Annotated in this window: 24 protein-coding genes and 1 other annotated feature (1 of these 25 only partly in view); of the genes, 10 read left to right on the top strand and 14 right to left on the bottom strand. The window is 45.8% G+C overall.

Features of this window, described 5'->3' with window-relative positions:
* Positions 1-140: a binding site (T-box leader), on the bottom strand; it reaches 106 nt to the left of the window's first position.
* Between the two features lie 67 nt (positions 141-207).
* Entirely contained in the window at positions 208-1023 is an 816-nt protein-coding gene (locus IV64_RS06795; RefSeq protein ID WP_057706492.1) for a Cof-type HAD-IIB family hydrolase, read from the bottom strand.
* A gap of 160 nt (positions 1024-1183) precedes the next feature.
* On the opposite strand from IV64_RS06795, the gene IV64_RS06790 reads away from it, so the two are divergent.
* The 3 genes from IV64_RS06790 to IV64_RS06780 all read left to right on the top strand — a co-directional run bounded on the left by IV64_RS06790 (position 1184) and on the right by IV64_RS06780 (position 4069).
* Positions 1184-2056, top strand: coding sequence for an AraC family transcriptional regulator (locus IV64_RS06790; protein WP_057706490.1), 873 nt, complete (start codon positions 1184-1186; stop codon positions 2054-2056).
* Positions 2057-2126: 70 nt separating this feature from the next.
* A complete protein-coding gene (locus IV64_RS06785; RefSeq protein ID WP_057706488.1) occupies positions 2127-2918 on the top strand; it encodes a Cof-type HAD-IIB family hydrolase in 792 nt (263 codons plus the stop codon).
* Positions 2919-2920: 2 nt separating this feature from the next.
* On the top strand, positions 2921-4069 hold the full coding sequence (locus IV64_RS06780; protein WP_057706486.1) for an MFS transporter: 1149 nt from the start codon (positions 2921-2923) through the stop codon (positions 4067-4069).
* Between the two features lie 87 nt (positions 4070-4156).
* On the opposite strand, the gene IV64_RS06775 is transcribed toward IV64_RS06780, so the two are convergent.
* From IV64_RS06775 to IV64_RS06765, 3 genes are read right to left on the bottom strand one after another with little or no spacing between them, the layout of a single operon-like run.
* Positions 4157-5491 (bottom strand): dihydrolipoyl dehydrogenase family protein, encoded by a 1335-nt coding sequence (locus IV64_RS06775; protein ID WP_057706484.1) that lies wholly within the window; start codon positions 5489-5491, stop codon positions 4157-4159.
* Positions 5492-5505: 14 nt separating this feature from the next.
* Positions 5506-6477: an ABC transporter ATP-binding protein gene (locus IV64_RS06770; protein ID WP_057706482.1), complete on the bottom strand. Its 972-nt coding sequence runs from the start codon at positions 6475-6477 to the stop codon at positions 5506-5508.
* A complete protein-coding gene (locus IV64_RS06765; protein ID WP_057706480.1) occupies positions 6478-8004 on the bottom strand; it encodes an ABC transporter permease/substrate-binding protein in 1527 nt (508 codons plus the stop codon).
* A gap of 206 nt (positions 8005-8210) precedes the next feature.
* Between IV64_RS06765 and IV64_RS06760 the strand changes: the two genes are divergently transcribed.
* Complete coding sequence (locus tag IV64_RS06760) at positions 8211-8660, top strand: ribonuclease H family protein (protein WP_057706478.1); 450 nt, start codon at positions 8211-8213, stop codon at positions 8658-8660.
* 72 nt (positions 8661-8732) lie between these two features.
* Here IV64_RS06760 and IV64_RS06755 read toward each other — a convergent pair whose 3' ends face one another.
* Together IV64_RS06755 and IV64_RS06750 are read right to left on the bottom strand one after the other, a co-directional pair.
* Positions 8733-9038 (bottom strand): hypothetical protein, encoded by a 306-nt coding sequence (locus IV64_RS06755; RefSeq protein WP_057706477.1) that lies wholly within the window; start codon positions 9036-9038, stop codon positions 8733-8735.
* A gap of 50 nt (positions 9039-9088) precedes the next feature.
* Positions 9089-10003 carry an oxidoreductase gene (locus IV64_RS06750; RefSeq protein ID WP_057706475.1) on the bottom strand — a complete coding sequence of 305 codons (915 nt, stop codon included), beginning with the start codon at positions 10001-10003 and terminating at the stop codon, positions 9089-9091.
* Between the two features lie 133 nt (positions 10004-10136).
* Between IV64_RS06750 and rihC the strand changes: the two genes are divergently transcribed.
* A complete protein-coding gene (gene rihC / locus IV64_RS06745) occupies positions 10137-11048 on the top strand; it encodes a ribonucleoside hydrolase RihC (RefSeq protein ID WP_057706473.1) in 912 nt (303 codons plus the stop codon).
* Between the two features lie 197 nt (positions 11049-11245).
* On the opposite strand, the gene IV64_RS06740 is transcribed toward rihC, so the two are convergent.
* From IV64_RS06740 to IV64_RS06730, 3 genes are all read right to left on the bottom strand, one after another.
* A complete protein-coding gene (locus IV64_RS06740; protein WP_057706471.1) occupies positions 11246-11791 on the bottom strand; it encodes an acetyl-CoA carboxylase biotin carboxyl carrier protein in 546 nt (181 codons plus the stop codon).
* 102 nt (positions 11792-11893) lie between these two features.
* Entirely contained in the window at positions 11894-12214 is a 321-nt protein-coding gene (locus IV64_RS06735) for a hypothetical protein (RefSeq protein ID WP_157061080.1), read from the bottom strand.
* Positions 12215-12364: 150 nt separating this feature from the next.
* Positions 12365-12835 (bottom strand): Rrf2 family transcriptional regulator, encoded by a 471-nt coding sequence (locus IV64_RS06730; protein ID WP_057706468.1) that lies wholly within the window; start codon positions 12833-12835, stop codon positions 12365-12367.
* 112 nt (positions 12836-12947) lie between these two features.
* Here IV64_RS06730 and IV64_RS06725 point away from each other — a divergent pair, with 112 nt between their 5' ends.
* Entirely contained in the window at positions 12948-14144 is a 1197-nt protein-coding gene (locus tag IV64_RS06725; protein WP_057706466.1) for a DUF2075 domain-containing protein, read from the top strand.
* A 31-nt stretch (positions 14145-14175) separates the two neighbouring features.
* On the top strand, positions 14176-14685 hold the full coding sequence (locus IV64_RS06720; protein WP_057706464.1) for a YbhB/YbcL family Raf kinase inhibitor-like protein: 510 nt from the start codon (positions 14176-14178) through the stop codon (positions 14683-14685).
* A 178-nt stretch (positions 14686-14863) separates the two neighbouring features.
* Here IV64_RS06720 and IV64_RS06715 read toward each other — a convergent pair whose 3' ends face one another.
* From IV64_RS06715 to IV64_RS06705, 3 genes are all read right to left on the bottom strand, one after another.
* Complete coding sequence (locus IV64_RS06715; RefSeq protein ID WP_057706462.1) at positions 14864-15232, bottom strand: DUF1304 domain-containing protein; 369 nt, start codon at positions 15230-15232, stop codon at positions 14864-14866.
* Between the two features lie 119 nt (positions 15233-15351).
* On the bottom strand, positions 15352-16857 hold the full coding sequence (locus IV64_RS06710) for a multicopper oxidase family protein (protein ID WP_057706460.1): 1506 nt from the start codon (positions 16855-16857) through the stop codon (positions 15352-15354).
* A gap of 292 nt (positions 16858-17149) precedes the next feature.
* The gene (locus IV64_RS06705) at positions 17150-17713 is read right to left on the bottom strand and encodes a matrixin family metalloprotease (RefSeq protein ID WP_057706458.1); all 564 of its coding nucleotides are present in this window, start codon (positions 17711-17713) and stop codon (positions 17150-17152) included.
* A gap of 209 nt (positions 17714-17922) precedes the next feature.
* Between IV64_RS06705 and rpiA the strand changes: the two genes are divergently transcribed.
* Entirely contained in the window at positions 17923-18594 is a 672-nt protein-coding gene (rpiA, locus tag IV64_RS06700; protein ID WP_057706457.1) for a ribose 5-phosphate isomerase A, read from the top strand.
* Positions 18595-18828: 234 nt separating this feature from the next.
* On the opposite strand, the gene IV64_RS06695 is transcribed toward rpiA, so the two are convergent.
* Both IV64_RS06695 and IV64_RS06690 read right to left on the bottom strand, forming a co-directional pair.
* Positions 18829-19668 carry a Nif3-like dinuclear metal center hexameric protein gene (locus IV64_RS06695; protein ID WP_057706455.1) on the bottom strand — a complete coding sequence of 280 codons (840 nt, stop codon included), beginning with the start codon at positions 19666-19668 and terminating at the stop codon, positions 18829-18831.
* Between the two features lie 11 nt (positions 19669-19679).
* Entirely contained in the window at positions 19680-21509 is a 1830-nt protein-coding gene (locus tag IV64_RS06690; protein ID WP_057706452.1) for a beta-glucoside-specific PTS transporter subunit IIABC, read from the bottom strand.
* A gap of 204 nt (positions 21510-21713) precedes the next feature.
* Here IV64_RS06690 and IV64_RS06685 point away from each other — a divergent pair, with 204 nt between their 5' ends.
* Both IV64_RS06685 and IV64_RS06680 read left to right on the top strand, forming a co-directional pair.
* A complete protein-coding gene (locus IV64_RS06685) occupies positions 21714-23198 on the top strand; it encodes a sucrose-6-phosphate hydrolase (protein WP_057706450.1) in 1485 nt (494 codons plus the stop codon).
* 13 nt (positions 23199-23211) lie between these two features.
* On the top strand, positions 23212-24198 hold the full coding sequence (locus IV64_RS06680; protein WP_057706448.1) for a LacI family DNA-binding transcriptional regulator: 987 nt from the start codon (positions 23212-23214) through the stop codon (positions 24196-24198).
* Positions 24199-24223 lie beyond the last annotated feature (25 nt).

The following is a 24223-nucleotide window of genomic DNA, read 5'->3' as shown; positions in this document are numbered from 1 at the left end:
GGGGACCCCCAGCCGACACTCGTCAATCGTCGCATCAGCAGTTCACAGGTTACTTTCGGGTTAGGACTAGTATCGCCTTGCAGACACCGGCGACTCTCTGAAACTAGGCCCAAACTTACTCTCCTGATCTTCACATTTAATCTCATTTATTTTTAATGATTGCAATCATAAACTCATTTTTATGAGCTGTCAATCTTTTTTTATTCGCTAATTCACCAAAACTAGTTTCTGAATGGCGTCCGCCACGCCACCCTCGTCATTTGTAAGCGTCACGTAATCCGACGCCTCTTTTGCGACGTCGCTACCATTTCCCATGGCGACCGCGGTGCCGGCAAACGCAAACATTGGCAAATCGTTACGTTCGTCACCAACCGCCATCACTTCGTCAGCATGAAGTCCTAAGACCTTGGCTAAGTCTTTAAGCGCCTGGCCCTTATTGACCTGGGCGTGCATCAGTTCCAAGAAATTCGTGGCCGCCCGAACAACGTACAGATCGTCACCAAAGGTTGCTTTAACTAGTGGTTCCACGGCATCGAGTTGTGGACCTTCCCCGACAAAGAGTCCCTTTGCAATCTGAAAATCAGCGGGTAATTCATCCGGTTCACGCACGAGTAATCCCGCCTTATTCTCCCAGGCCTGAATAACCGTGACCCAGTTGACGTCCCGATCGGCCGTGTAAATCGTGCTTTCCGCATCCAAGACGTTAAATGGCACGTGGTGTTCTTTCGCAAATGCCGTCATCCGGCGGTAGTCAGCGTTAGCCACGAGGTGCTTCGCGACGACGCGACCGGTAACACTCTCAATCACGGCGCCGTTGTACGTCACAACGTACTGGTCGTCGCCCGCAATGCCCAATCCCGCTAAGTATGGTTTGACTCCTGCTAGAGGACGGCCGGTACAGAGGACAATTTTAACGCCCTGCGCCGTTGCTTGTTGGACTGCTTGGATTGTGCTTGGCAGTAATTTTCCCGCCGAATTGAGTAACGTGTCATCGATATCGATTGCAATTAGTTTAATCGTCATAGTTAAATTTCCTTTCATTCACGAATCCGGTTACAATTAAATGGATCACCGAATCCGCTTTCCTGATTATTCTTAATATAGCATGGACTGACCACTATTATGGTTAATTTTTGAAAGCTGGCGGTGACATTTTTAAGACGCTAACAAAGTGAGGCACTTTATGGAAATTTTACACGAGGCGGTCCAAACGATTCCCCGCCTTCCCTTTAAATTTTATGAACACGATCCCCTAACGCCCATTGCCGTAAAACCGCACTGGCATCAAGGAATTGAACTTAACTACTTAAAAGCCGGTGCACCGTTAAAATTCGTCACGGACGGGCACACTACTGAATACCGCCCGGGCGACCTCTGGGCCGTTAACCGGCGCGTCGTTCACAGTGCGAGTGGCCCCGAACAAGTCGATTGGGACGAGTTCGGCCTAATTATTGACGATGATTTTCTAACGAACCGGATCGTCGAAAGTGTCAACTGGCAACTAAATTTATCCGGCGCAACTTCCAATCAAGACCATCCCGAAGCGTACAAACTCATCCGCGAGCACCTCGTTGCCATCCGCAAACTTCTAAAGCAACCAACGACCGACCTATTACGACTCGAAATTCTCAGCCATTTTTACGGCCTATTAGCCACTCTGGGAGCGACGTTCACGACACCGTTAGACGAGAACGACGTTAATCCGAATTTTTCATTAGTCGATCACGTGATGACGACCATTAATCAGCACTACTCCGAACCCATCAGCGGGAACACCCTTGCAGACGAGTTTCACGTTTCTTTGACCACGCTCAACCAGCAATTCAACGCAAACGTTCAGCTGTCGGTCAACCGCTACTTGCGCCTGATTCGGCTCATGAATGCCCGCCGGTTGCTCCTCGAAAGCGACCGCAAGATTGAATACATCGCAACGAGCTGTGGCTTTCCCAACAGTAAGACGTTTAACCGGAATTTCAAGACTTGGAAGGGTATGACCCCCACTGATTACCGGCAAGCTTTTGCCCGTTATCACAAAATTGACACCAGTTGCTTGTAAAAATGTCCGCTACCCCCTTTTTTCGCATGGTAAACTACGGCCATCAACTAAAGCAAAGGGGACCAACAACATGATTAAATTAATGGCAACTGATATGGACGGCACCTTCTTAAAAGACGATATGACTTACGACGAAGCTAAGTTCGCGTCACTCTACCAACAACTCCAATTGCGTGGCATTCGCTTCGTAGTCGCCAGTGGTAACCAGTATTACCAACTCAAGTCCTTTTTTAAGGACTATCCTGAACTGATTTACGTCGCTGAAAACGGGGCCTACATCCGTGACCAACAACACGTTTACGCGCAACACGCTTTTGCGCCGACAACGGTGACCACGATTTTAGAAAAGCTCCAAGCGATTCCTGAACTAAAACTACTCGTCTGCGGCGCCAAGAGTGCTTACACCCTGAACACGACCGACCAACAACACGTTGAAAACATGCGCCACTATTACTACCACTTGGCCGTAATCGACAATTACCAGGACATTGATGACAACATCTTAAAGTTTGCCATCAGTTGCCCCCCGGAAAAAACCGACGCCATTGTCGCACAACTGCGGACCGCACTTGCCGGCCTAGGTGAACCAACTAGCAGTGGTCACGGCGACATCGATATCATCCAACCCGGAATGAACAAGGCATCCGGGTTAAAAGAACTCGGCCAAATCCTTGGGGTTGAGTTAGCGGACATGGTCGCTTTCGGTGACGGGGGCAACGACCTCGAAATGCTCCGCGAAGTTGGCCTGGGGGTCGCAATGGCAAACGCCCAACCCGCTGTATCGGCCGTGGCTGACCAGACGACGGGCACCAATCAAGCCCAGGGCGTGTTAACGACCATCGCCCAACTCTTAAGTGACTAGCAATGGCGCAACCTAATTTAAAAACGACGGTCAGCATTTTAAGCCTATCCACTGTCAGTAGCGTGGCAACCATCATTACGGGCGTTATTCCCCAACTCAAACAGACTTTTCCAACCGTTTCGACCACCGTTATCGAATGGCTAGTCACGATTGCGAACCTGAGTGCGCTGATCACCCTCTTGCTTAACCCGTGGCTCGTCAAACGGTGGGGCATCCGCAAAACCGTCATCATTGGTTTAGTCATTAGTGCCGTCACGGGCATCATTCCCGCGTTAACGAGTCGCTTTGCGCTGATTATGATTAGCCGGATTTTCCTCGGAATTGGAATCGGACTATTTTCACCCCATGCCATTAGTTTAATTGCGCACAGCTATCAAGGTGACCTGCGCGCCCGCCTGCTTGGCTACCAAACGGGGCTGTCGGCTTTAGGCAACGCAGTGTTACTCAGTTTAGCTGGTCTGCTGATCGGCCTCAGCTGGCACGCCGTTTTTTGGTTATACGGGCTACTCGCTCTCATCGCCCTGCTCGTGGCATGCTACGTCCCCGAACCCGCACAAGCATCAGTCAAGCCGATTGCAACCAAGACTGCCACCTTGCCACGGCGCCAGTGGCTCCTCGTCGCGTTGACCTTCCTCACTTATTTACTGATTTGGGGTGTTCAACTAAAATTACCAAGCTACTTTGAGCTTCGACACTTTGGTAATGCGCAAGTGCTAAACCTCACACTAGCCGCAATGAATGTCGGTGGCTTGCTGGCGGGTCTCAGTTTCGGGGCGCTCCACAAACGGCTACACCACTTCACTTTGACCTTAGGCTATGCCGGGGCAGCGTTGGCCGTTCTACTGCTATGGGCGACATCCAACACGACCATCGCCATTATCGCCGCCATTGGCTTTAACTTCATCTACTCGTATACCGGGCCCTACCTGGTCTTCACGAGTAACAACGGGTTAGACCCAGCACAAATCAACACACTTAGTAGTACCTTAACGATTGCCACCATCATTAGCGCCTTTTTCGCCCCGTTAGTTTGGAACCAATTAGGTAAAATTGGGCCCCAAGCACTGACGGATAACGTGTTATTATGGATTACCTTCACGCTGGCGTTACTGGCTGTTTTAACTTTATTACTACCCCAAAAGGCCCGATGATTGATGCGCTTTTATCCTACTAAAAATACCCCTTCAAAAGTTAATCACTTCTGAAGAGGTATTTTTGATTGCTAAATCACGTCATTATTAATATAAATACTGTAAATCACTAGCCGGGGTTGGGTAAGCCAAAACCAAACGTTGTAAATCAGCCACCGTTAAACGCTGCTCAATCAGCAACGTCAAATAGTTGATCATCTCATCCGCAAGGTCACTTAACACGGTGGCCCCGACAGCTTGCCCGGTTGTCTGATCCACAACCACTTTAGCTAAGGCCTGCTTAGCGCTAAACCGATAATACGTAAACCACGTCGTCATATCGAGGTCGTTAACGACGTAGCGGTCCGGTTGTGCCGTTGCTTCTGCCGCACTTAACCCTACTTGAGCTAACTTGGGCGCCGCGTAAACTTGCGTTGGGATAACAGGATAATCAATTGGAGCACCCGGTTGGGTCAATTGGCCCACCACGTAACGCGCTTCAAACCCAGCAACGGGCGTCAATTTTGGTATCGGCGTGTCACTGACATCTCCAACCGCATAAATGTGGGGATTGGTTGTCTGGAGGTGGTCATTGACGGCGATCCCGTGACGGCCAAACTGAACGCCGACGTGGGCTAAGCCTAAATGATCATCGTTAGGGACCCGGCCCGCCGAACAGATAACCAAGTCCGTGACTAGTTCAAATCCCGTCGCGGTCTTTAGATGTAAGCCGTCCGCTTCCTGCGTAATTGATTGTAAGTCTTGGTCGAGGTCAAATTTAACACCCGCATCGGTCAAGTTCGCCATTAGGGCTTGTACCATGGTCTGATCAAATTCCTTGAGGGGCCGGTCATTATGATGAATCAGATGAACATCGGCACCCGCAGCGTTCGCAATCGTTGCCAATTCAAACCCAACGTAGCCCCCGCCGACAAAGGTGACCCGCTTAGGCATCGTGTCTAAGTCCAAAAAGTCGGTGCTCGTTTTAAAGTACTCGTGACCTGTAACTGGTAAAATAGCAGGACGCTGACCGGTTGCAATTACGACGTCGTTCGTCGCAATCACGGTCCCGTCCACCGTCAACTGACCATCAGCTTGAAAGAAGGCTTCGCCATGCAGCGTGTCGATGGCCTGACCCTTTAAACCGGCCAAAGTACCGTCATTAATTTTATCGGTATAACCGCGCTTATGGGCCATCAAAGCTGGCCAATCCACATCCGGCACGCCGGTCAACCCGGTGTGTTGCAAATTTTGCGCGGCGACCTTCGCTTCAACGGCGCTCAACAAAATCTTCTTAGGATCACACCCGCGGTTAGGACAGGTGCCACCCCATAAGTCACTTTCGACAATTAGTACGTTTTTACCCTTAGCCTTTAAGCCACTGGCAACCGCCGTACCAGCGGGGCCACCACCAATGACAACAACATCATACTGTGTAGACATGTGCGTCCTCCTTATCAATTAACTTCCTCATAGGCACTTAAGTAGGCCATCACGGTCTGCCGGTCGAGGTAGCCTCGAACTTGGTCATCCTCCGTCACCGCCACGTAATCATGATTGCTGAGTGCTTCAAACGCTGAACGTAACGTGGCCTGACCGTCTAAACGTTGCACTCGCTCGGCAGAAACGTCCGGTTGATTGGCTAAATAACCTTGGACTAAGCCAACGCGGCCAACGTAAACATCGTAAACATTTTTAGCCCGACTAGCGCCAAAGAATTCCCGGACAAAGTCATTGACTGGATGTTGTGCCAGCTCACTTGGCGTATCGACTTGTAATAGTTGGCCATGCCGCATAATGCCAACCCGATCACCTAGCTTTAATGCTTCATTCATATCATGCGTAACGAAAACAATCGTATTATGGTAACGATCGTGGAGTCGTAAAACTAGCTCCTGCAACTGTTGGCGCGACAACGGGTCCAGTGCGCTGAACGGCTCGTCCATGAGCACCGTCTTAGGATTTGCGGCAATTGCCCGCAAGATACCAATCCGTTGTTGTTCACCACCTGATAACTCATTTGGGAGTCGGTCCCGGTATTCCTGAGGATCAAGGCCAACTTCAGTCAGTAAATCATCGATCGCCTGGTTAATTTCTTTTTTCGGGGTACCCTTCATTTCAGGAATCACCGCAATGTTTTGCGCCACCGTCATGTTTGGAAAAAGCGCAATTTGTTGGAGCACGTAACCCATTTGCCACCGTAAATCGCGGACGGGCACCGTGGTCGTATCCACCCCATCCACTAAAATGGTGCCCTTAGTCAGTGGTTCTAAGCGATTAATCATCTTTAACGACGTCGTCTTACCACTACCAGAAGTGCCGACTAACACGAAGAGTTCACCTTGTGAGACTGATAAGTTCAGGTCGGGAATCACCGTTTGACCATGAAAGTCCTTTTGAACGTGTTGAAATTCAATTGCCGTGGTCATCTAGTTTGCCCCCTTTAGTAAGCCGTGTTTGACTAAGTAATGATGCGCTACCGTAGAAGCCGCCTCGTTTTTAACGTTCACTTCGTAGTTCATTTCCTGCATATCAGTTTCAGAAATCTGACCAGATAGCTTATTTAGGGCTTTGACAACTTGTGGATGCTTATTGGCAAAGCTAGCCTTCATCAACGGCGCACCTTGATACGTCGGGAAGAAGTGCTGGTTATCCTTTAAAATCGCCAAGTTATACTGCCGCAACTCACTATCTGTCGAATAGGCATCAACCAAGTTAATCCGTCCCTTGTTAATGGCTTCATAACGTAACGCCGGTTCCATGGACTTCGCCGTCACATCAAGGTTATACGCCTTTTTGAGTCCCTTCAAACCATCGTTACGGTCGATAAATTCCAGTGTCATCCCTGGTTTCAAAATTGATTCAACCCGGTTCAAATCACTAATGTTAGTCAACTTATGCTTCTGTTTGAACTTCTTAGTGACCGCTAACGCGTACGTATTGTTATACTTCATCGGTTCAAGCAACGTCATCTGATCTTGCTGACTCAGGCGTTGCTTTGCTAATTTGTAAGTCTGATCCGCCGTCATGCCCTTGGGGTTCGTCCCCTTTACCAAGGTTTCAAGCACCGACCCGGTGAATTCCGGATAAATCTGAATTTGGTCGTGTTGCAACGCACTGAATAGGAACGTCGTCTTCCCAAAGTTAGGTTTTAACGTTACTTTAACGTGCGAATTCTGGGCTTCAATGAGTTCTTTATACATATTAATTAAGATTTCAGGTTCGGAACCAAGCTTTCCCGCAATCGTGATTGTTTCAACCCGGTTGGCATAGGCGCTGTACGCACCCCCACCGCCGAGCAACACTAAAATCACGGCAAAAACCGTAAGCGCACGCCGGGGACTAGCCGTCTGGAACCAACGTACTAAGGCGCTCAATAAAATGGCCAAAAGCGCTGACGAAACGGCCCCAATTAATAATAACGACGTATCGTTACGGTCAATTCCGAGCATGATAAAGGTCCCCAGACCACCGGCTCCAATTAACGCGGCTAACGTGGCCGTCCCAATAATTAAAACGAGCGCCGTCCGGATACCAGAAATGATTTGGGGCATCGCAATGGGCAGTTCAACTTTAAATAGTTTTCGCATCCGTGACATCCCAAAAGCATCGGCCGCTTCTTCAATGGAAGTGTCGATTTCTGAAATTCCTAAATACGTATTTTGAAAAATTGGCAACAGCGCGTAGATCACTAGTGCAATGACCGCTGGCACCGTCCCAATCCCAACAAGCGGAATGAGCAAACCTAAAAGTGCCAACGACGGAATCGTCTGTAAAACACTTGTCAATTGTAGTAGCCCTTCCGCCCATTTTGGTCGCCGACAGGCCCAGATAGCTAGTGGAATCGCAATCACCATTGCGATAACTAATGCCGCAATTGATATCCCTAAATGCTGCCATAACGCAGTTAATAGGTCACCACGGCGTTCCATAAACGTTTGAATTAAAGTGTGCATGGTTACCCCCAATATTTCCCTTGATTTTCTTAATCGTAGCATACCAACTTAAAAAGCCCAGTAATTTGCATTCTCGTGTTTTCCTGTAACAACAAAAGTTTCATCAATGATAATAAACCTTAATTCGTCATCTGTCAAAAAAATGATTTACCACCCATATCCGTAATTTAAAAGTGTCCACTAAATTTTTTCGGAAAGGTGATCCCATGACAACCATTCAGATGTACCTCGTGACCGAAGTCGTCACCAAGTCGCCAAAGAAAGGCGCGCCCGCCGCAGCTTGGGCCGCCGTTTTAACATATCGTGATCAACAAAAAGTACTCACAGCGGGCCAGTACACGCTCACCAGTAACGCCATTCTGCTGACTGCGCTCATTAGTAGCCTCAAAGCTTTAAAACGACACGACTTACCCATTATTGTGAGCCTACCAGCCGGAGACGTCTTAACCGCGTTCAACCAGCAGACCTACGTTGTCTGGCGTCAAAATGGTTGGAAAACCGACGACCACCCGATTGCCAACCAACAATTATGGGAAACTTTGATTACTTTAACTGACCGTTTTCCAGATTTAACCCTTACAGAACATTCGGCCCACAGCTCTAAGAATGCCTCCCTAGCAACGACGGCGCTTCAGAAAACTTTAGCGACATTATGATGCCATCCACAGACTAAAAAGGCGTCGGAAAAATTCCCGGCGCACTTGATAGTTTTATTTTAAGTCCCATTACTAATTATTTAAAATATCTGGAAAGCGACCTTCCGCAATAAATGAACGTTTTAGCTGAGTAACAAAGCTATCTGCATCTTCAATATCAGGCTTGATCTTTAACACTTGCTCCGAGCATTCCTTTTTAGACAATGCTTGCTTTTTGACTTGTTTTTCGGCTACAAAATCCATCAGTTCACGGCTCTCTTTAGCTGATAAATTGAAATTCAAGAGAACTAAATCGACACATTCCAAATTAGCCTTGTCAGCTAAGCGATTCAACACATCAAGGATTAGCTCGTTTCTATCAAAAATATCAATATCCATGGTCTTTCCTTTCTACAGCATTGGCCGGCTTTCATAGCCCCATCCAATAGCTAATCTTGTTCAGGAGTTCCCTTAGTACGGTGGCGATAGTGCCGACTGCCGACCCGCCGATCTGAACGACCAATAATTTTGGCCAGTTTCGCCGCGCCGTTTACCGACTGATTCATCGCCCGGTCAAATTGACGGTCAGTCAGCCATTTGCGTGCAGTTAGCGATAGCCCAGAAGCCATCCCCGCGTGGTACCGCGTCTTAGGTTTCACGTCGTTGACAGCGCGCGCCATTAATTTGGCAATGACCCCGGGATTGGATGCGAACTGGTCAAATAACGACAACATCGCCCCAACCTTAACTGCTTGTTGGCCGTACGCCGTATCACCAGAAACTTCTAAGAGTTTCTTTTCCGCAATCCCAGCCCACTCCGTCTTGATTCCACCGGGTTCGATTAAAATGACATCAATGCCAAACGGGGCCACTTCCATTCGCAAGGAATCACTCATTCCTTCGATGGCGTGCTTAGTCCCCATATACCAGGCGCTCAGCGGTTGATAGATTTTGCCACCAATCGATGACGTGTTGATAATGCGACCACGATGTTGCGCCCGCATTATTGGCAAAACAAGTTGCGTCAACCGCATGACCCCAAAGACGTTGACTTTAAACTGGTATTCGCCTTCAGACAACGGCACGTCTTCAAGCGCCCCGTACGAGCCGTAACCCGCATTATTGATCAACACGTCCAGGCGTCCCTGTTCCACTTGAATCGTTTTTACCGCAGCTACTAAGGTCGCTTCATCAGTAACATCAATTTTTAGCACGTGTACACCGGCCGCGGCTAAGTCGGTCATTTTTTCGATTCGGCGCGCTGCCCCGTAAACGATATTTCCTTGGGCCTGTAATTTCAAGGCCGTGGCTTTACCGATTCCCGAGGACGCTCCCGTGATTAAAATCACGCGTGGTTGATTCATACTTGGTTCCTCCATTGTTTCATAATCTTACTGTCATGCTACGTCAATCACTACGCAAATGCAATCGAATTCATGGTTCCCGTTATGCTAAAATAGAGCTATCACAGCACGTAATTAATTGGAGGGAAAGAACATGGCAACTAAGATTATTATGGACACCGATCCAGGAATTGACGACGCTGCAGCAATTACCATCGCATTAAATCACCCCGATTTGGACTTACAATTATTGACGACGGTCGCAGGCAACGTGACGGTTGATAAAACAACCCTCAACGCCTTGAAATTGACCCGCTTTTTCAACAGTAACGTTCCGGTAGCGGGTGGCGCACCCCAGCCATTACTGAAACCATTCGAAGATGCCGTCCGCATTCACGGCGTCTCGGGCATGCCGGGCTACGACTTCCCTACCGACCTAGCTGATCCACTGCCACAAACGGCGGTCGAAGCATTGCGGGACTACATTTTAGCCGCTGACAAGCCCATTACCTTAGTGCCAACCGGGGCGTACACGAACATCGCCCTACTATTCAAAACTTATCCCGAAGTCTTACCACACATTAAAGAGATCATCGCCATGGGTGGGGCCCTTGGCAAAGGAAACATGACCAGTGCCGCGGAATTCAACGTCTTTACGGATCCGCACGCCGCTGAAATCATGTATCAATCCGGCGTTCCCATCACGATGGTCGGTTTGGACGTCACCATGAAAGCCTTACTGACCCCAGAAACGATGGCAAAGTTGACCACTGTCGGTCGTACCGGTGAAATGTTGCACGCTCTCTTTGCCCACTATCACGATGGCGGCCAAGCTGGAATTCCAATGCACGACGTGAACACCCTCTTCTACTTGCTCCATCCCGAAGCCTTCACCACTGAAAAAATGTGGATTGACGTGCAAACGGATGGGCCGGCCAATGGTGAGACCGTTGGTGACATCCGTGGTGCTTATCACGATGGGCAAACCAACGCAACGGTCTGTGTTGACATCGACGCCGCAGCCTTCAACGACTGGTTCTTGACGACCGTTGCCGCGATCGGTTAATTAGCGCCTGTGCTAAAATTCGGTTAGTTTGTGAGCATTAACGTAAAAATCAGCGACGATTCCTAGGTTTGGAATCGTCGCTGATTTTGGGTTAAGTGGAACAAATTGCCTTTTGGCGCACGTTTCGACCCTAATACTAGGAAAAGCCGCCCAGAAATATTTCTGAACGGCTTTTTGAGTTCTGTCCTAGATTTGCTTTAAATATCGTCTGGTGTATCTGGAATCAACTGAATCAGTGGTTGACCAAAGTTGACTTCATCACCATTTTTAGCTAGAAAGGCCTTCACTTGGCCCGCCTGCTTAGCAACGACCGGCCGCATCATCTGCATGGCCTGAATCAACCCAACTTGTTGACCCACGGTAACGTGATCGCCTAATTGCACGTACGGTGCTTCTTCGGACGAATGGGCTTGATAGAAGATCCCCACAACCGGTGCCGTGACGCATTCCTTAGGGTCGATTGGATCAACCTCAGCAACGGGGGCACTAGTTGTTTCGGGAGTGACCGTTGTCGCAGCTGGTTCAGCCATTGCGGCGGCGGGCGTTCCTACCGGCGTCGGTGCAACTGGTGCTTGACTCTCAACTGGTTGCGTTGGTAACGGGGTTGGCTGCGTCGTGACGACCGGTTTGCCATGGCCCTTTTTACCCATTTGAATGCCAAAATCTTGATCATGATATTCAAAACTCGTTAAACTACTTTGTTCAAATTTATCCATTAATTGATAGATCTTATCTAATTCCATCAAACAACCCTCCTGTGGTTACGCATCGATTATAACGCTAGTGTACCGCAGGATTGTGTTAGAAGTATGAACGCTTTTTTAAGAATTCGTTTATTTTAAGTCCTAGGCAGAAGCCAGAGCCCCACTAGTCGGCAATACTTTAAATAAAAAAAGTGGCGCTGGGGACTTGCCCGCATTCGCGTACGCTAACACCGCGTCAACGTGGTCTAACTGCAGTAGCCGGTCATCAAGCCGCCACAGATCCCGTTGATAATAATCATGACAATATTGAACGAGGTTGGTCAAAAAATTCCCAATGGCTTCACTGACCGTGTCACCGCGACCATCAACACCCCAAAATTCAGGTGATTCGATCCAGTAACGGTTGTCAGAAAGTTCGCGATAACGGCCCTCTTCATGAACAATAACTAAACGTGGCTTCATTGCCAAGACCCCTTTCAACGGTTACCAATTAAACATTGGGTCTAAGATAGCATCGTCACCGGGACATGGCAATATAAAACGGCGAACCCGTTTCTAATTAAGGTTGTTAAGTTCAACCGCCTTAATATCCAAACTAGTCCGCCATTTTAATTAAGATTCTAAATGTGCTTCTTTAGCTAAAAAATAACCGTGGTGATGCAAATCTTCTTTAAGATCCGCCATCGTAAACTGGTGATAGTATTCCCGGTATTGCCGGTCAGCAACGGTGAACAGGTCCGTCAACGTTTCACTAATATTGGTCGCAATTGGGGACTGGCCGACCCGTTCGTCGGTCTTCGACGGTCCCGTAATAAAGCGCGCATAACTGATGGTTGGCGGAATCGTGAGATCATAAAGATCACCTAAATTCATAGCGGTAAGTTCTTTTTCAAGTTGGTACCCGCCATTCTTGCCGACCGTTCCAATCAAATAGCCTTGCTTATGCAAAACGGATAAGATATTACGAATCATCACTGGGTTTAAGTTCAACGATTGTGCTAATTCACGGCTAGATACCTTGTTAGGCCGGTGTGCGTCCAAGTAGAGAATACTGTGGACGGCAACCGAAAAATCGAGTTTCATTTAACAATCCCTCCCGCCTTTTACTGGTACCCTTATTTTACCACCAACTGTAATCAGTATCATTTCAATTAGCCTAAAAGTTGCGTTATAATGGCGCTCGGGAGGAACACACATGCAATCAAATATGAGTGCCGCCACCTTTAAACTGACGGATCAAGCCGCATTATCGCCGGCACAACAACGATTAGAAACTCAACTATTTAACTTCATTACGACCCATTTGAACCAGAAACAAACCGGGCTCTTCGTCATTCACGGGGACGCCGGAACGGGAAAAAGCGCCGTACTAGCCGCCGCATTCAGTCGGCTACAGGCCCAAAGTCGGAGTAAGGATGCAACTCCTTTACAAGGGACTGACAATTACCTCGTCGTCAATCACAATGAAATGCTCAAAATTTATAAACAGCTCGCAGGTGACGACCCTGCTCTCCGTAAAAAGGACTTTCAAAAACCGACACCACTGATCAATCGGCTAGCCAAGACTAGCCAAACCGCTGACGTCGTCTTTATCGACGAAGCCCACTTACTGTTGACCCAGTCGGATCGCTATAACCGGTTCAACGGCCACAACCAACTCAGCGAGCTTATTAACCACAGTCGCGTCGTCGTACTCGTCTTTGATACCCGGCAAGTGCTCAAGCTGAAAAGTTATTGGCACAGCGCTGATTTAGCGCCATTTTTGGCCCACTATCCGCACACAACGTTTAACCTCGACCAACAGTTTCGCGTCACCGGTAACGACCAAGTCATCAATTGGATCGACGGCTTCACCCAAGGAAAACTACTTTCCAAGCCGACCGATGCCAACTTTGATTTGCAGATTTTTGCTGACGGACAGCCCATGTACGACCAAATTCAGCAACAAGATCAACGCGTCGGGCTGTCCCGAATGATTGCCACCGCTGACTTTCCCTACGTCGTCAACCACGGCACGTGGTACGTAACAGCGGGACAACTCAAATTGCCCTGGGATAAAGTCAATTTGACGGACGAACCCTGGGCGTTACGGCCGGAGACCCTCAATGAAGTAGGGTCAATCTACACGATCCAGGGGTTTGATCTCAATTATGCCGGCGTTATTTTAGGTCCTTCCGTCGGTTACGATGAAGCCCACAACCGAGTCATCGTTCGCCCGGAACGTTACGAAGACCAAGAGGCTTTTAAAAAGCGGTCAGACCTCGGTAACCTTGAACCGTTGCAGCAACAAATCATCTTTAACTCAATTAACGTTTTAATGAAACGTGGCCGTTACGGTTTATACCTCTATGCGGTTGACCCCGTGTTACGGCGGCACCTATTAGCGTTATAATTAGGATAACAATTAAGGAGGCTGCCAACACATGCAAGTTTCGATTCCGACTATTGACGGCGCGCTAGCCGCGCTGTATTCCAAACAAGCTGTGCCCGCACAGACGTATAAAGGCCACCCCATCATTTCATTTCCAATTAACATCAGTGGGGTACCAGCGGGAACTCATTCACTCGCATTTACTTTCGTCGACCACGACGCCATTCCGGTCGGTGGTTTTACTTGGATTCACTGGATTGCCGCAAACATCCCAGCGACCACCACTCAAATTCCGGAAAACGCCAGCCAAACTGGTGCTATTCCAATGATCCAAGGGAATAATTCAACGGCTGGGGGTTACGTTGGCGAAACCGATCCTAAAGTTAGCCAACACTACGTTGGACCGTACCCGCCCGACAAAGATCACCGCTATTCATTCAAGTTATTCGCATTAGATACTGAATTGCCGCTACAATCCGGTTACTGGCTCAATGAATTTCACGATGCCATTGCCGGCCACGTCCTAGCTACCGCAAAGACGCAGGTCATCGGACGCGCATAGTTTAGAGTGGGCCAAAAGGCGGTTAGTTTGTGAGCATTAACGTAAAATCAGCGATTATTCCTGGGTTTGGAATAGTCGCTGATTTTGGGTTAAGCGGAATAAACTGCCTTTTGGACCACGTTTCGACCATCATAAAAGGAAAAACCGTTCGAGAATTTTCGAACAGTTTTTCCTTTTTTTACGCCAAATAAACCAAAACAAACGCAATCAACGCGGGCAATCCCTGCACCACGATAATCGATTTGCTAGCCGTCGCACTGCCGTAAACCGCGGCAACGAGTACACAAGCTAAGAAAAATAGTGTGGCCCCTGCGCTTGCCGCTGCTGGCATGACGAATAAACTGAATAAAATCCCGACCGCTAAGAAACCATTGTACAAACCCTGATTTTTAAACAAAGTTTGAACTTCTGGCATCTTTAATAACTCCCGCGGTACCCCAAACGCCTTTGCGGCCATATCGCTGTTCGCATTAAACATTTCTAACCATAAAATAAAGAAATGTTCTACGGCGACCAACACAGCCATAATCGTTGCAATAATCTGCATCTAAATTCCTCCCCTACTAAAAAACGGCCAGTTAACTCAGACGTTAACCAGCCGTCTGATTCTCATTACTAGTATACCGGTTAATTAGTAAACTTGAGAATCAATAACACGTTTAATTTTTAGCAGCCGGGCATCCAAACATCTTCCGGTTTAACGCCCTTTTCTTTGGCAAAGGCATTCCGCAAGGTTTCCATATCCATTAAATGATACGTCTTTGGATGATCCGGATCATAAGATTCGATTTGGGCCATCATCCCACCATCTTCATGTTCAATGATGTGGCAATGGTACATGTAGACCCCAGTCAACTCGAACTTAACTTTGATCCGCACGATTTCGCCAGGGTTGACACCAACCGTGTCTTTTAGACCATGTTCATTAGGATAAACCGGACCATCATTACGGGCTAATACTTGGAATTGCGTCCCGTGAACGTGGAACGGGTGAACCATCCCATTTTTAGTACTATTCGTATTCCGAATTTCCCAAATGGCAACGTCGCCAACTTTTTGACGGGCATCGATCCGTTGCATGTCGAACTTCTTACCGTCCATGGCAACTTGTTCGTCCATCCCATCCATCGTGATCTTACGAACGGGTAAACCAGGGGTTGGTGCTTCGTCCTTAATATCAACTAAATGGTCAGGTAACTTGGTGTCATCCGGTTCGAAGGCTTTGATCCGGAAGTGGCACAGTGGCGTATCGTCAGTCATCAACGTAACTTCATCACCGGGTTGGTACTTGCCAAAGTCAATGACCAATTCGTCCCGTTCCGCACAAGTCAACATAACTTTTGTCATGTAGACGGGTTCTGGCATAATTCCGCCGTCGGACCCGACTTGAGCAAAGGCCAAATCATCGTCGAAGTGCAAGCGCCATTCACGCCGGTTAGAACCATTCAAGATTCGTAGCCGAACCCGTTGTGTGGTGACATCAAAGTATGGGTTAACGGTCCCGTTAACTAGTGCGGTATGACCTTGCACACCGTCTGGATCGTAGTCCGCTTTATAATCGAATTGATTATCTTCGTGGAATTCACGATCTTGTAAAACCATCGGAATATCATCGACCCCGTAATTACGTGGTAATGGTAATTGATCTTCGACGTCATCCTTAATAATGACCATCGCAGCTAACCCTTTCCAAACTTGGGTCGCGGTTGATGGACATGGATGCGCGTGAAGCCAAGTGGTTGCGGCTGGTTGATGGACTTTAAAATCAATGTGGTTCGTTTCGCCCGGATAAACCGGTGCGTGACAACCACCATCAGTAATTGGCCCAGGAACGTTCAAGCCGTGCCAATGGAAAGTCGTTAATTCTGGTAACGCATTTTTTAAATCGATATGTGTCTTTTTGCCATTACGAAAAACAATCGTTTGGCCTAAGAAACCCGCATTATAACCCCAGGTCTTCGTCTTCTTGCCAGGTAAAAATTGTGTTTCACTGGCTTGGGCTTTGACGGTGTAATAATCGTCCGTTGCCGTTTGCTTATCCGGCTTTAACAGCGGCGGAATTGCCAACGGTTGTGGGGCCGTTTTAGGCGTGACTAACGGAATATAGCCACCGTCGTGTGTATTGTAAGCTGGTTCATCAAAAAAATAATCAGTATAGACTTTTTTTGCCATGTTGACATCCCCTTAAAATTCTAAACCTCAAATACTTGTGAACAGAATACTGATAGCGCTTTACACGCTACCCTCAGTTTAGAATTACTTTAAACGAGTGTCAATCTTAACCCGGTCAACATTTGACCCGTTAACCCTCAGAATCCGCGCCAATCGTACAATCTCGGCACATAAAAAGGACCGTGGCAATTCGTCACAGCCCCCTGGGTACGGCCTTGGTTTAAAAACCAAAGTGGGGTCGGTCATACCCACTGATATCGATGGCAACCCCGTGTGATGACCAACTTAAAATTCAAAGTTCGCCAACTGGTAACCGATAACGTAATCGAACCGCCGCAATATCCGCCCGACTAATCCCATTATAGCGATTGTCGGCCAGCATAACGCTGCGCCTATCCGTACTATGTTGAAGTCCCATACAATGCCCCAATTCATGTTCCGCAACGTGGACTTCATCCCAATAACTGTAACGATAAGTCCAGAAATTACGCGTCAACAACTTGACGAGTCCCTGCGTGTAATAACCATTATTATAGCCAGTCATAAACGTGATCCCAGCTAACTGGTAATATTCCCCGGTCGTGGCCTTACTCGTGGTGAGCGTCAATTGATGATGTGCCCTTGTCCCCGCGACAAACTTAAACTGCCCCGTTCGGTTCCAAGCGCGAATGGCCGCCCCGTAAACGGAGCGGTCGTAATGTGCGCCCTGAATCACGTAGGTGACCCGGGCCCGTGGCCAACGATTACGGGCAAACGGCGTTGCTGACGCGCCGGCATTCGTCATCGGTGTAAATCCTATCCCAACCAACACGGCTAATACAGTTAAACTTAACTTAAAGCTTCTCTCTCTGCTCATTGCTTGTAACCTTCTTCCGCCACAACGAAGGTTGCCATCAACGGTTCAATTCTACCGACTCACTGCTTGAAACTCGTATTCGAAAGTACCGTTTTCAGAGTTGAAACGCGTCAACTTCCATTTTAACTGTTAGTTAATTACGTTATCCGTCAACCGGCGTGCTATCATAAAACTAATCACTACTAGCGTTTAAAATTGGAGGAATTAGCATGGAAAGTATTAAACAAGCCATTGTGCAGCAAGCCCTGACACTCATCAAACCACAGATGGTCGTCGGTTTCGGGGGCGGCACCACCGTTGGCGAACTCGTGAAAGAAGCGGCCAATCACGTCAACGACATTACCGTAGTCACCCCTTCACCCACGACCCGGCAACTTGCAACTATTCTAGGTTATACCGTCATCGACACGCAGTACTGTGACCGTATCGACATCGCATTTGACGGTTGTGACCAACTGGACCACCACGGCAACGCGCTGAAAAGCGGCGGTGGTATCCACGCTAACGAAAAAATTATTGCCAGTTTAGCAGACGAATACTGGCTGCTAACCATGCAGGAACGCCTCGTCAATCAGTTTGATACGAAAACGCCGCTCGTTTTAGAAGTGCTGACCGCCGGCTTATCATTAGCCATGCGAACCATCAGCGAGTTGGGTGGTCAAGCCACGATTCGGACTGCGACTAACCGCGACGGTTTCACCCTTACTGATAGCGGTAATTTACTCATTGATTGTCATTTTCCAAGCTACGACAATTTACACGAACTTAATTCAGAACTATCCGCACTCGCCGGCGTTGTTGAAACGTCCTACTTTGACCGTTTAGTTTCTAACGCCTTGTTAGGTGACGCAGAAACCCAAACGGTTAACCAGTTATTTTAAGTCGCTGATGACATGTAGGACTACTCATCGGTTAATATGGTCCTTCACCAATGGTATTTGATAAAGAAATCTGACAAGGAATCAATTTATTTTTGAATTGATTCTTTTTTTAGCTTCAATAATTAATTTCACCTTGATTACGACTGGTATCTGTAAATACGTAATCAGCTAAACACGCCACAAAAAAATGGTATTGATGAAAAGTCCATCAACACCATTTTTTCGGAGCTTTAACTATACAAAATAACTAAACGGTTCATTTGCATCGATAAAGGTAGTTTTAACGTTTGTCAGTTGTTCAACCAACGAAACTAAATACTTCATCCCAAATTCTTCACTACGTTCATGCCCAATAATAACCATCGACTTGTTAATTCCTAGCATGTTGCAATCACGAATATAAGCACTAAGGGTCCATTCAGTAATATCTCCACAAATTGCTAAATCAACGTTTTTATCAGCCATTAACTCGATTGGATTACGCTCATCACCGAGACCAAGACTCGCACCACCAACAAGCCCTGCAATCTTTCGAACTTTTTGCTTTGGGTCTCCAATATACCGGATTGCATGTAAGTTCAAACGTTGCTTCAATCTTAGCAAAACTTGTTCTAGGGTTGTTTCATCTGCTAAATCAAAGCATAATTCAGCTTGCTCTAAAACATTCTTACCGTCTGTATCCCCAGGCTTTAAAAATTGCTGCCATCCCAATTGTTGCCCAAAACCTTTCATAATCAAATCATGCTTGGCAAAGTGCATATGGTCATGAAAACGCCAGATAGTAATGTTGTTATCCAAAATAAGCTGTTTTTTAACCTGAAAGGCTTTATTTTGCTCCAACCATTCTGTTTGATCATGCCCACTAAACCAAGTTGGTTCATGCGTAATAATAAAATTTGAACCTTCCTTAATCGCAGATTTGATTACGTCGACAGTTGCCATAAAAGTCACAACAATTCCATGAACTTCATTATCTGGATTACCAATAATTAACTGATCAATCGATTTGGGTGACACTTTATTCTCTGGATCCGTTTCCTGTTTCAAAGCATCAATAACTGCTTGAATCTTCAATTGAATTCCTCCTATACCGTAATACTCAACATTGAATCATTATCTTCTGACTGCCATTCCTCCTGAACCTTTGAAAACTTAGCATCATTTGTTATTAATACCATAACAGTTGGATCGTAGCCATTCTCTACCAACTTAGTGAAATCAACCGTACCTAGTGAGTCTCCTTGAGCCACAACATCACCTTCGGAAACCGTGATATTAAAAAACTCACCTTTTAAATTAACGGTATCAATACCAATATGAATTAAGAGCTCCACGCCACTTTCCGTGGTAATCCCAATAGCATGCTTAGTAGGAAACACAGTTGTAACCGTCCCAGCAATGGGTGCATATAAATTATTATTCGTTGGATACACTGCAAAACCTTTTCCCATCTTTCCAGAAGAGAAAACTTCATCTTTTACTTCTGATAATGCCGTTGTTTTCCCACTAACTGGCGCAATCACTTGTTCAACTTGTCCCACTTTAGCATCGATATGTTTCTTATCATCTTGACTAGGTTGTACTTTCTTAGTATCTACACCTAGAATTAAATGCAGTGCCAGTGAAAGTCCAAAAGCAACTAACATGGAGAATGCGTAACCAAAGGCTGGTTTGAACGTTGGAATCGTAAAAACACCGCCAGCAATCTGAGTTGCTTTAATCTGAATAATCCCATTAATTATCCCTGATACCATCCCAGCAATACTTGCATAAATTAAAGACTTCCGATATTTAAAGTAAATCCCATAAATAACTGGTTCCGTAATACCAGCGAAGAACGCAGACGCAAACGCAGCTAAAGCATTCTGACGTTCTTTAGAATTATTTTTCCGTAAAATAAACAATCCTAACGCTGCACCGGCCGCTGCAAATCCAGTAGATTGCACTGTTGGTAACAGCGGATCAAAGCCCTGACTAGCCAAATTCATAATAATGACTGGAATGACTGCCCAATGAAGACCAAAAGCCACAATAATAATCCCAACTGCACCGAAAAGGCCACAGGAAATAATCGCATTTTTGACCATTGCCCAAGCAAATAATTTAGCAATCCATTCACCTATTGAAACCCCGATTGGTCCAAATACCATCATTGTAATCGGCGCGACTAAAATCAATTCCAACATGGGCGTTACGATACTTTGAACACTTTTTGGAATATATCTTTTAAGCAAGACATCAAGTGCTTTCAAAAGTAGTACTGCAAGAATTATTGGAAAGACCGTTGATGAATAATTCATTAAGACAACAGGAATACCTACAAAGTCGACTACTTTTTTGCCACTGCTTACTAGATTCATAAAGTTAGGTTCCAGTAACGCTGCACCAATTGTTGCCGCAATATAAGGATTAACTTTTAGCTTAAGCCCAAAGGAAACGCCTAATATAATCGGTAAGAAGTAGAATACCGCATTACCCGTAGCGGATAAGATTGCATAAGTACCACTCTTGGCATCTAACCACCCCGCCATAGTGAGCATCTGAATAACCGCTTTTAGTAACCCAGATCCCATAATAGCAGGAATAATTGGTGCAAATGTACCTGATATAATTTCAAAAACTTGATCCATTACTTTAGGTTTCTGACCATTCTTGGTTGGATTCTGTTTTATATCTCCTAAAACATCCATCACGTCTTCATACACTTCGCCAACATTTTGTCCAATAACTACTTGGTACTGGCCAGCTTGTTGCACAACTTGAATAATATCAAGCTTTTCCAATTCAGCCTTTTTCGCCAGGCTTTCGTCTTTCAAAACAAATCTTAATCGTGTCACACAATGTGTCAAGCTGACAACATTGCCCTTACCACCAATATTTTTGACGATATCTTTGGCTAATTGTTTATTACTCATTTTTAACCCTCCTCGTTTTTGTAACGCTTACATTTCACATTATAGGACTTGTTTTGTAATTGTCAATCGTTTGACAATTATTAATTTAAAATATAATTAAACGTTGATTTATCAGTAGTTTAATTATATTTATCGTTTGACATTAAAGATAAACAGAAATAAAATACTATTACAGATAACGTTTTCATAACTGGGAGTGAACATATGACAAAGTGGTCAACAGAACTTAAATATCAACCATATAACAAATGGTCTGCTACTTATATGACTAATCTAAAAAAGCGAATTTCTAATAGTAACCATCGTCTTGCTTGGCATATTCAACCACCAACTGGGCTTTTAAATGATCCTAACGGCTTTAGTTATTTTAATCATGAATGGCACTTATTTTATCAATATTATCCTTATGGTCCCGTCCACGGATTAAAATCTTGGTACCACGTTACATCTAAGGATTTAATTCATTGGGAATCACATGGAATTGCACTATATCCTGACACACCATATGACAGTCAGGGTGTGTATTCAGGATCAGCATTACCTCTAAACGACCGAAACTTACTAATAATGTACACCGGCAATGTCCGTGATCAAGCAGGACACCGACAAAGTTACCAAAACTATGCCCTTATGTCTGCTAAAGGAACGATTACTAAAGAGCGTCACAATCCTATTATTCAACGCCCAGATAACGTGACAGAACATTTTCGTGATCCTCAGTTAATCCAAACTGAGCACGGTTACTACGCCTTATTAGGCGCTCAGCGCCGGCGAGACTTGAGTGGCCAGATCAATGTCTTTAAATCGACTAATCTACACCATTGGGAAAATCTTGGCTTTTTAAACTTTACTGATATTCGCATGGGTTACATGATCGAATGTCCTAATCTAATTCAAGTTGACGGTCAACCACTCTTGATTTTTTGTCCTCAAGGGCTAAGTCAAAAAGACCTCGCCTATGATAACAATTACCCAAATACTTATCTAATCGGTAACCATGCTGACCTTGATCAGGCTAACTTTGATGCAGTGGGTCACCAGTTAACCTTACTAGATGAAGGTTTTGATTGTTATGCGACACAGGTTCTCAAAACTCCTGATGGTCGTGCACTGGCTATCACGTGGGTTGGTTTACCAGATATGCACTATCCCACCGACAAGGAAGGCTGGAGCAATTGCTTATCAATGGTTAAAGAATTGCACATTAAAAATGGCAAACTTTATCAGATGCCCTTGGTAGCATTATCTCAACTGCGTCAAAACCATCAGCATCACGTTAAAACAATGATGGCAAATACTAGCCAGGCCTTAATTGGTTCAAATAGTTATGAATTACAACTTACGATTTCCGCTGACCAACAGGGCCAATTAAAACTGATGACTAACCAGGAAGGCAAATTAGGATTAACTTTAAAATTTGATACCAAAAGTGGCCAGTTAACTGTACAACGTCAGTGTTTCACTCAAACTAGCACCGAGCAACGGACAGTTAGTCTCACATCCAATAAAACATTAAAATTGCGTATCTTTGTTGATCACTCGCTTGTTGAAATTTTCGTAAACAACGGTGAGAGAGTGTTCACACAACGCGTCTTTGTAGCACCGGAACAAACTTTGATTAAACTAGTCAGCACACAACAATTAACCTATAATAGTGACTATTGGGATCTTCAATCCACTGTAAAGTAGGCGAGTAACAAAGATGCGACCAAAACTAGCTGACGTCGCCCGTGAAGCTGGTGTATCACCAACAACCGTTTCGCGTGTGATTAACAATAAAGCTCATTTAAGTGAGAAAACTAAAAACAATGTCTACGCAGCCATGCGAAAACTAAATTACCAACCGAACTCCTTAGCACGCTCATTGCATGGAAAACAAACACATTTAATTGGCGTCATTTTTCCGTCAGTTTCAAACCCATTCTATGCTGAGTTAATTGAATTGATTGAAAAAAAACTATTTAAAAATAACTATAAAATCATTTTGTGTAATTCTGCTAATAACTCTGATAAGGAACGTAATTACTTACGGATGTTATTGGCCAATCAAGTTGACGGCATCATCGTTGGTACACATAACGTGGATATCAAAGAATACCAACAAGTTGAACTGCCGATTGTCTCATTTGATCGCAAACTAGCTGACAACATTCCAATTGTCAGTTCTGATAATGCGGCCGGCGGTAAAATGGCCGCTGAAGAGCTCATGAATCACAACGCACATAATTTATACTTCGTTGGTCGCGTACACCATGCTAGTGCTGTTAACCCAACCGATTTACGACAGCAAGCTTTTCAAGATACCATAACGGCACATGGTTTAACACCACACACATGGAATCTGAGTACAACAGATTCAGTCACAATTAAACGTGCTAAAATCGCACAATTGCTTCATCAACCTGTCGATGGTATCTTCGCAGCGGACGATTTTACCGCGTTGCTAGTTATGCAAACTGCCAAAGAGCTTGGTATTCAGCTTCCTGAGCAATTAAAATTGATTGGCTACGACGGCACAAAGCTTATCCAAAATTATCATCCTGAACTTTCAACCATCGTTCAGCCTATTGAAGATATGGCAGACTTGCTCATCTCTATCTTACTGGAACGCATCGATAGCAAGTCTGAAGTACCGTTGACGAACTTCAAATTACCAAATACATTGTTGCGTAGTCAGACCTTAGAGTAATCTTCTACCTAAAAGTATATAAATA

Source organism: Lactiplantibacillus xiangfangensis, assembly GCF_001438845.1.
Lineage (GTDB): Bacteria > Bacillota > Bacilli > Lactobacillales > Lactobacillaceae > Lactiplantibacillus > Lactiplantibacillus xiangfangensis.
This window is presented reverse-complemented; position numbering and strand designations above follow the sequence as displayed.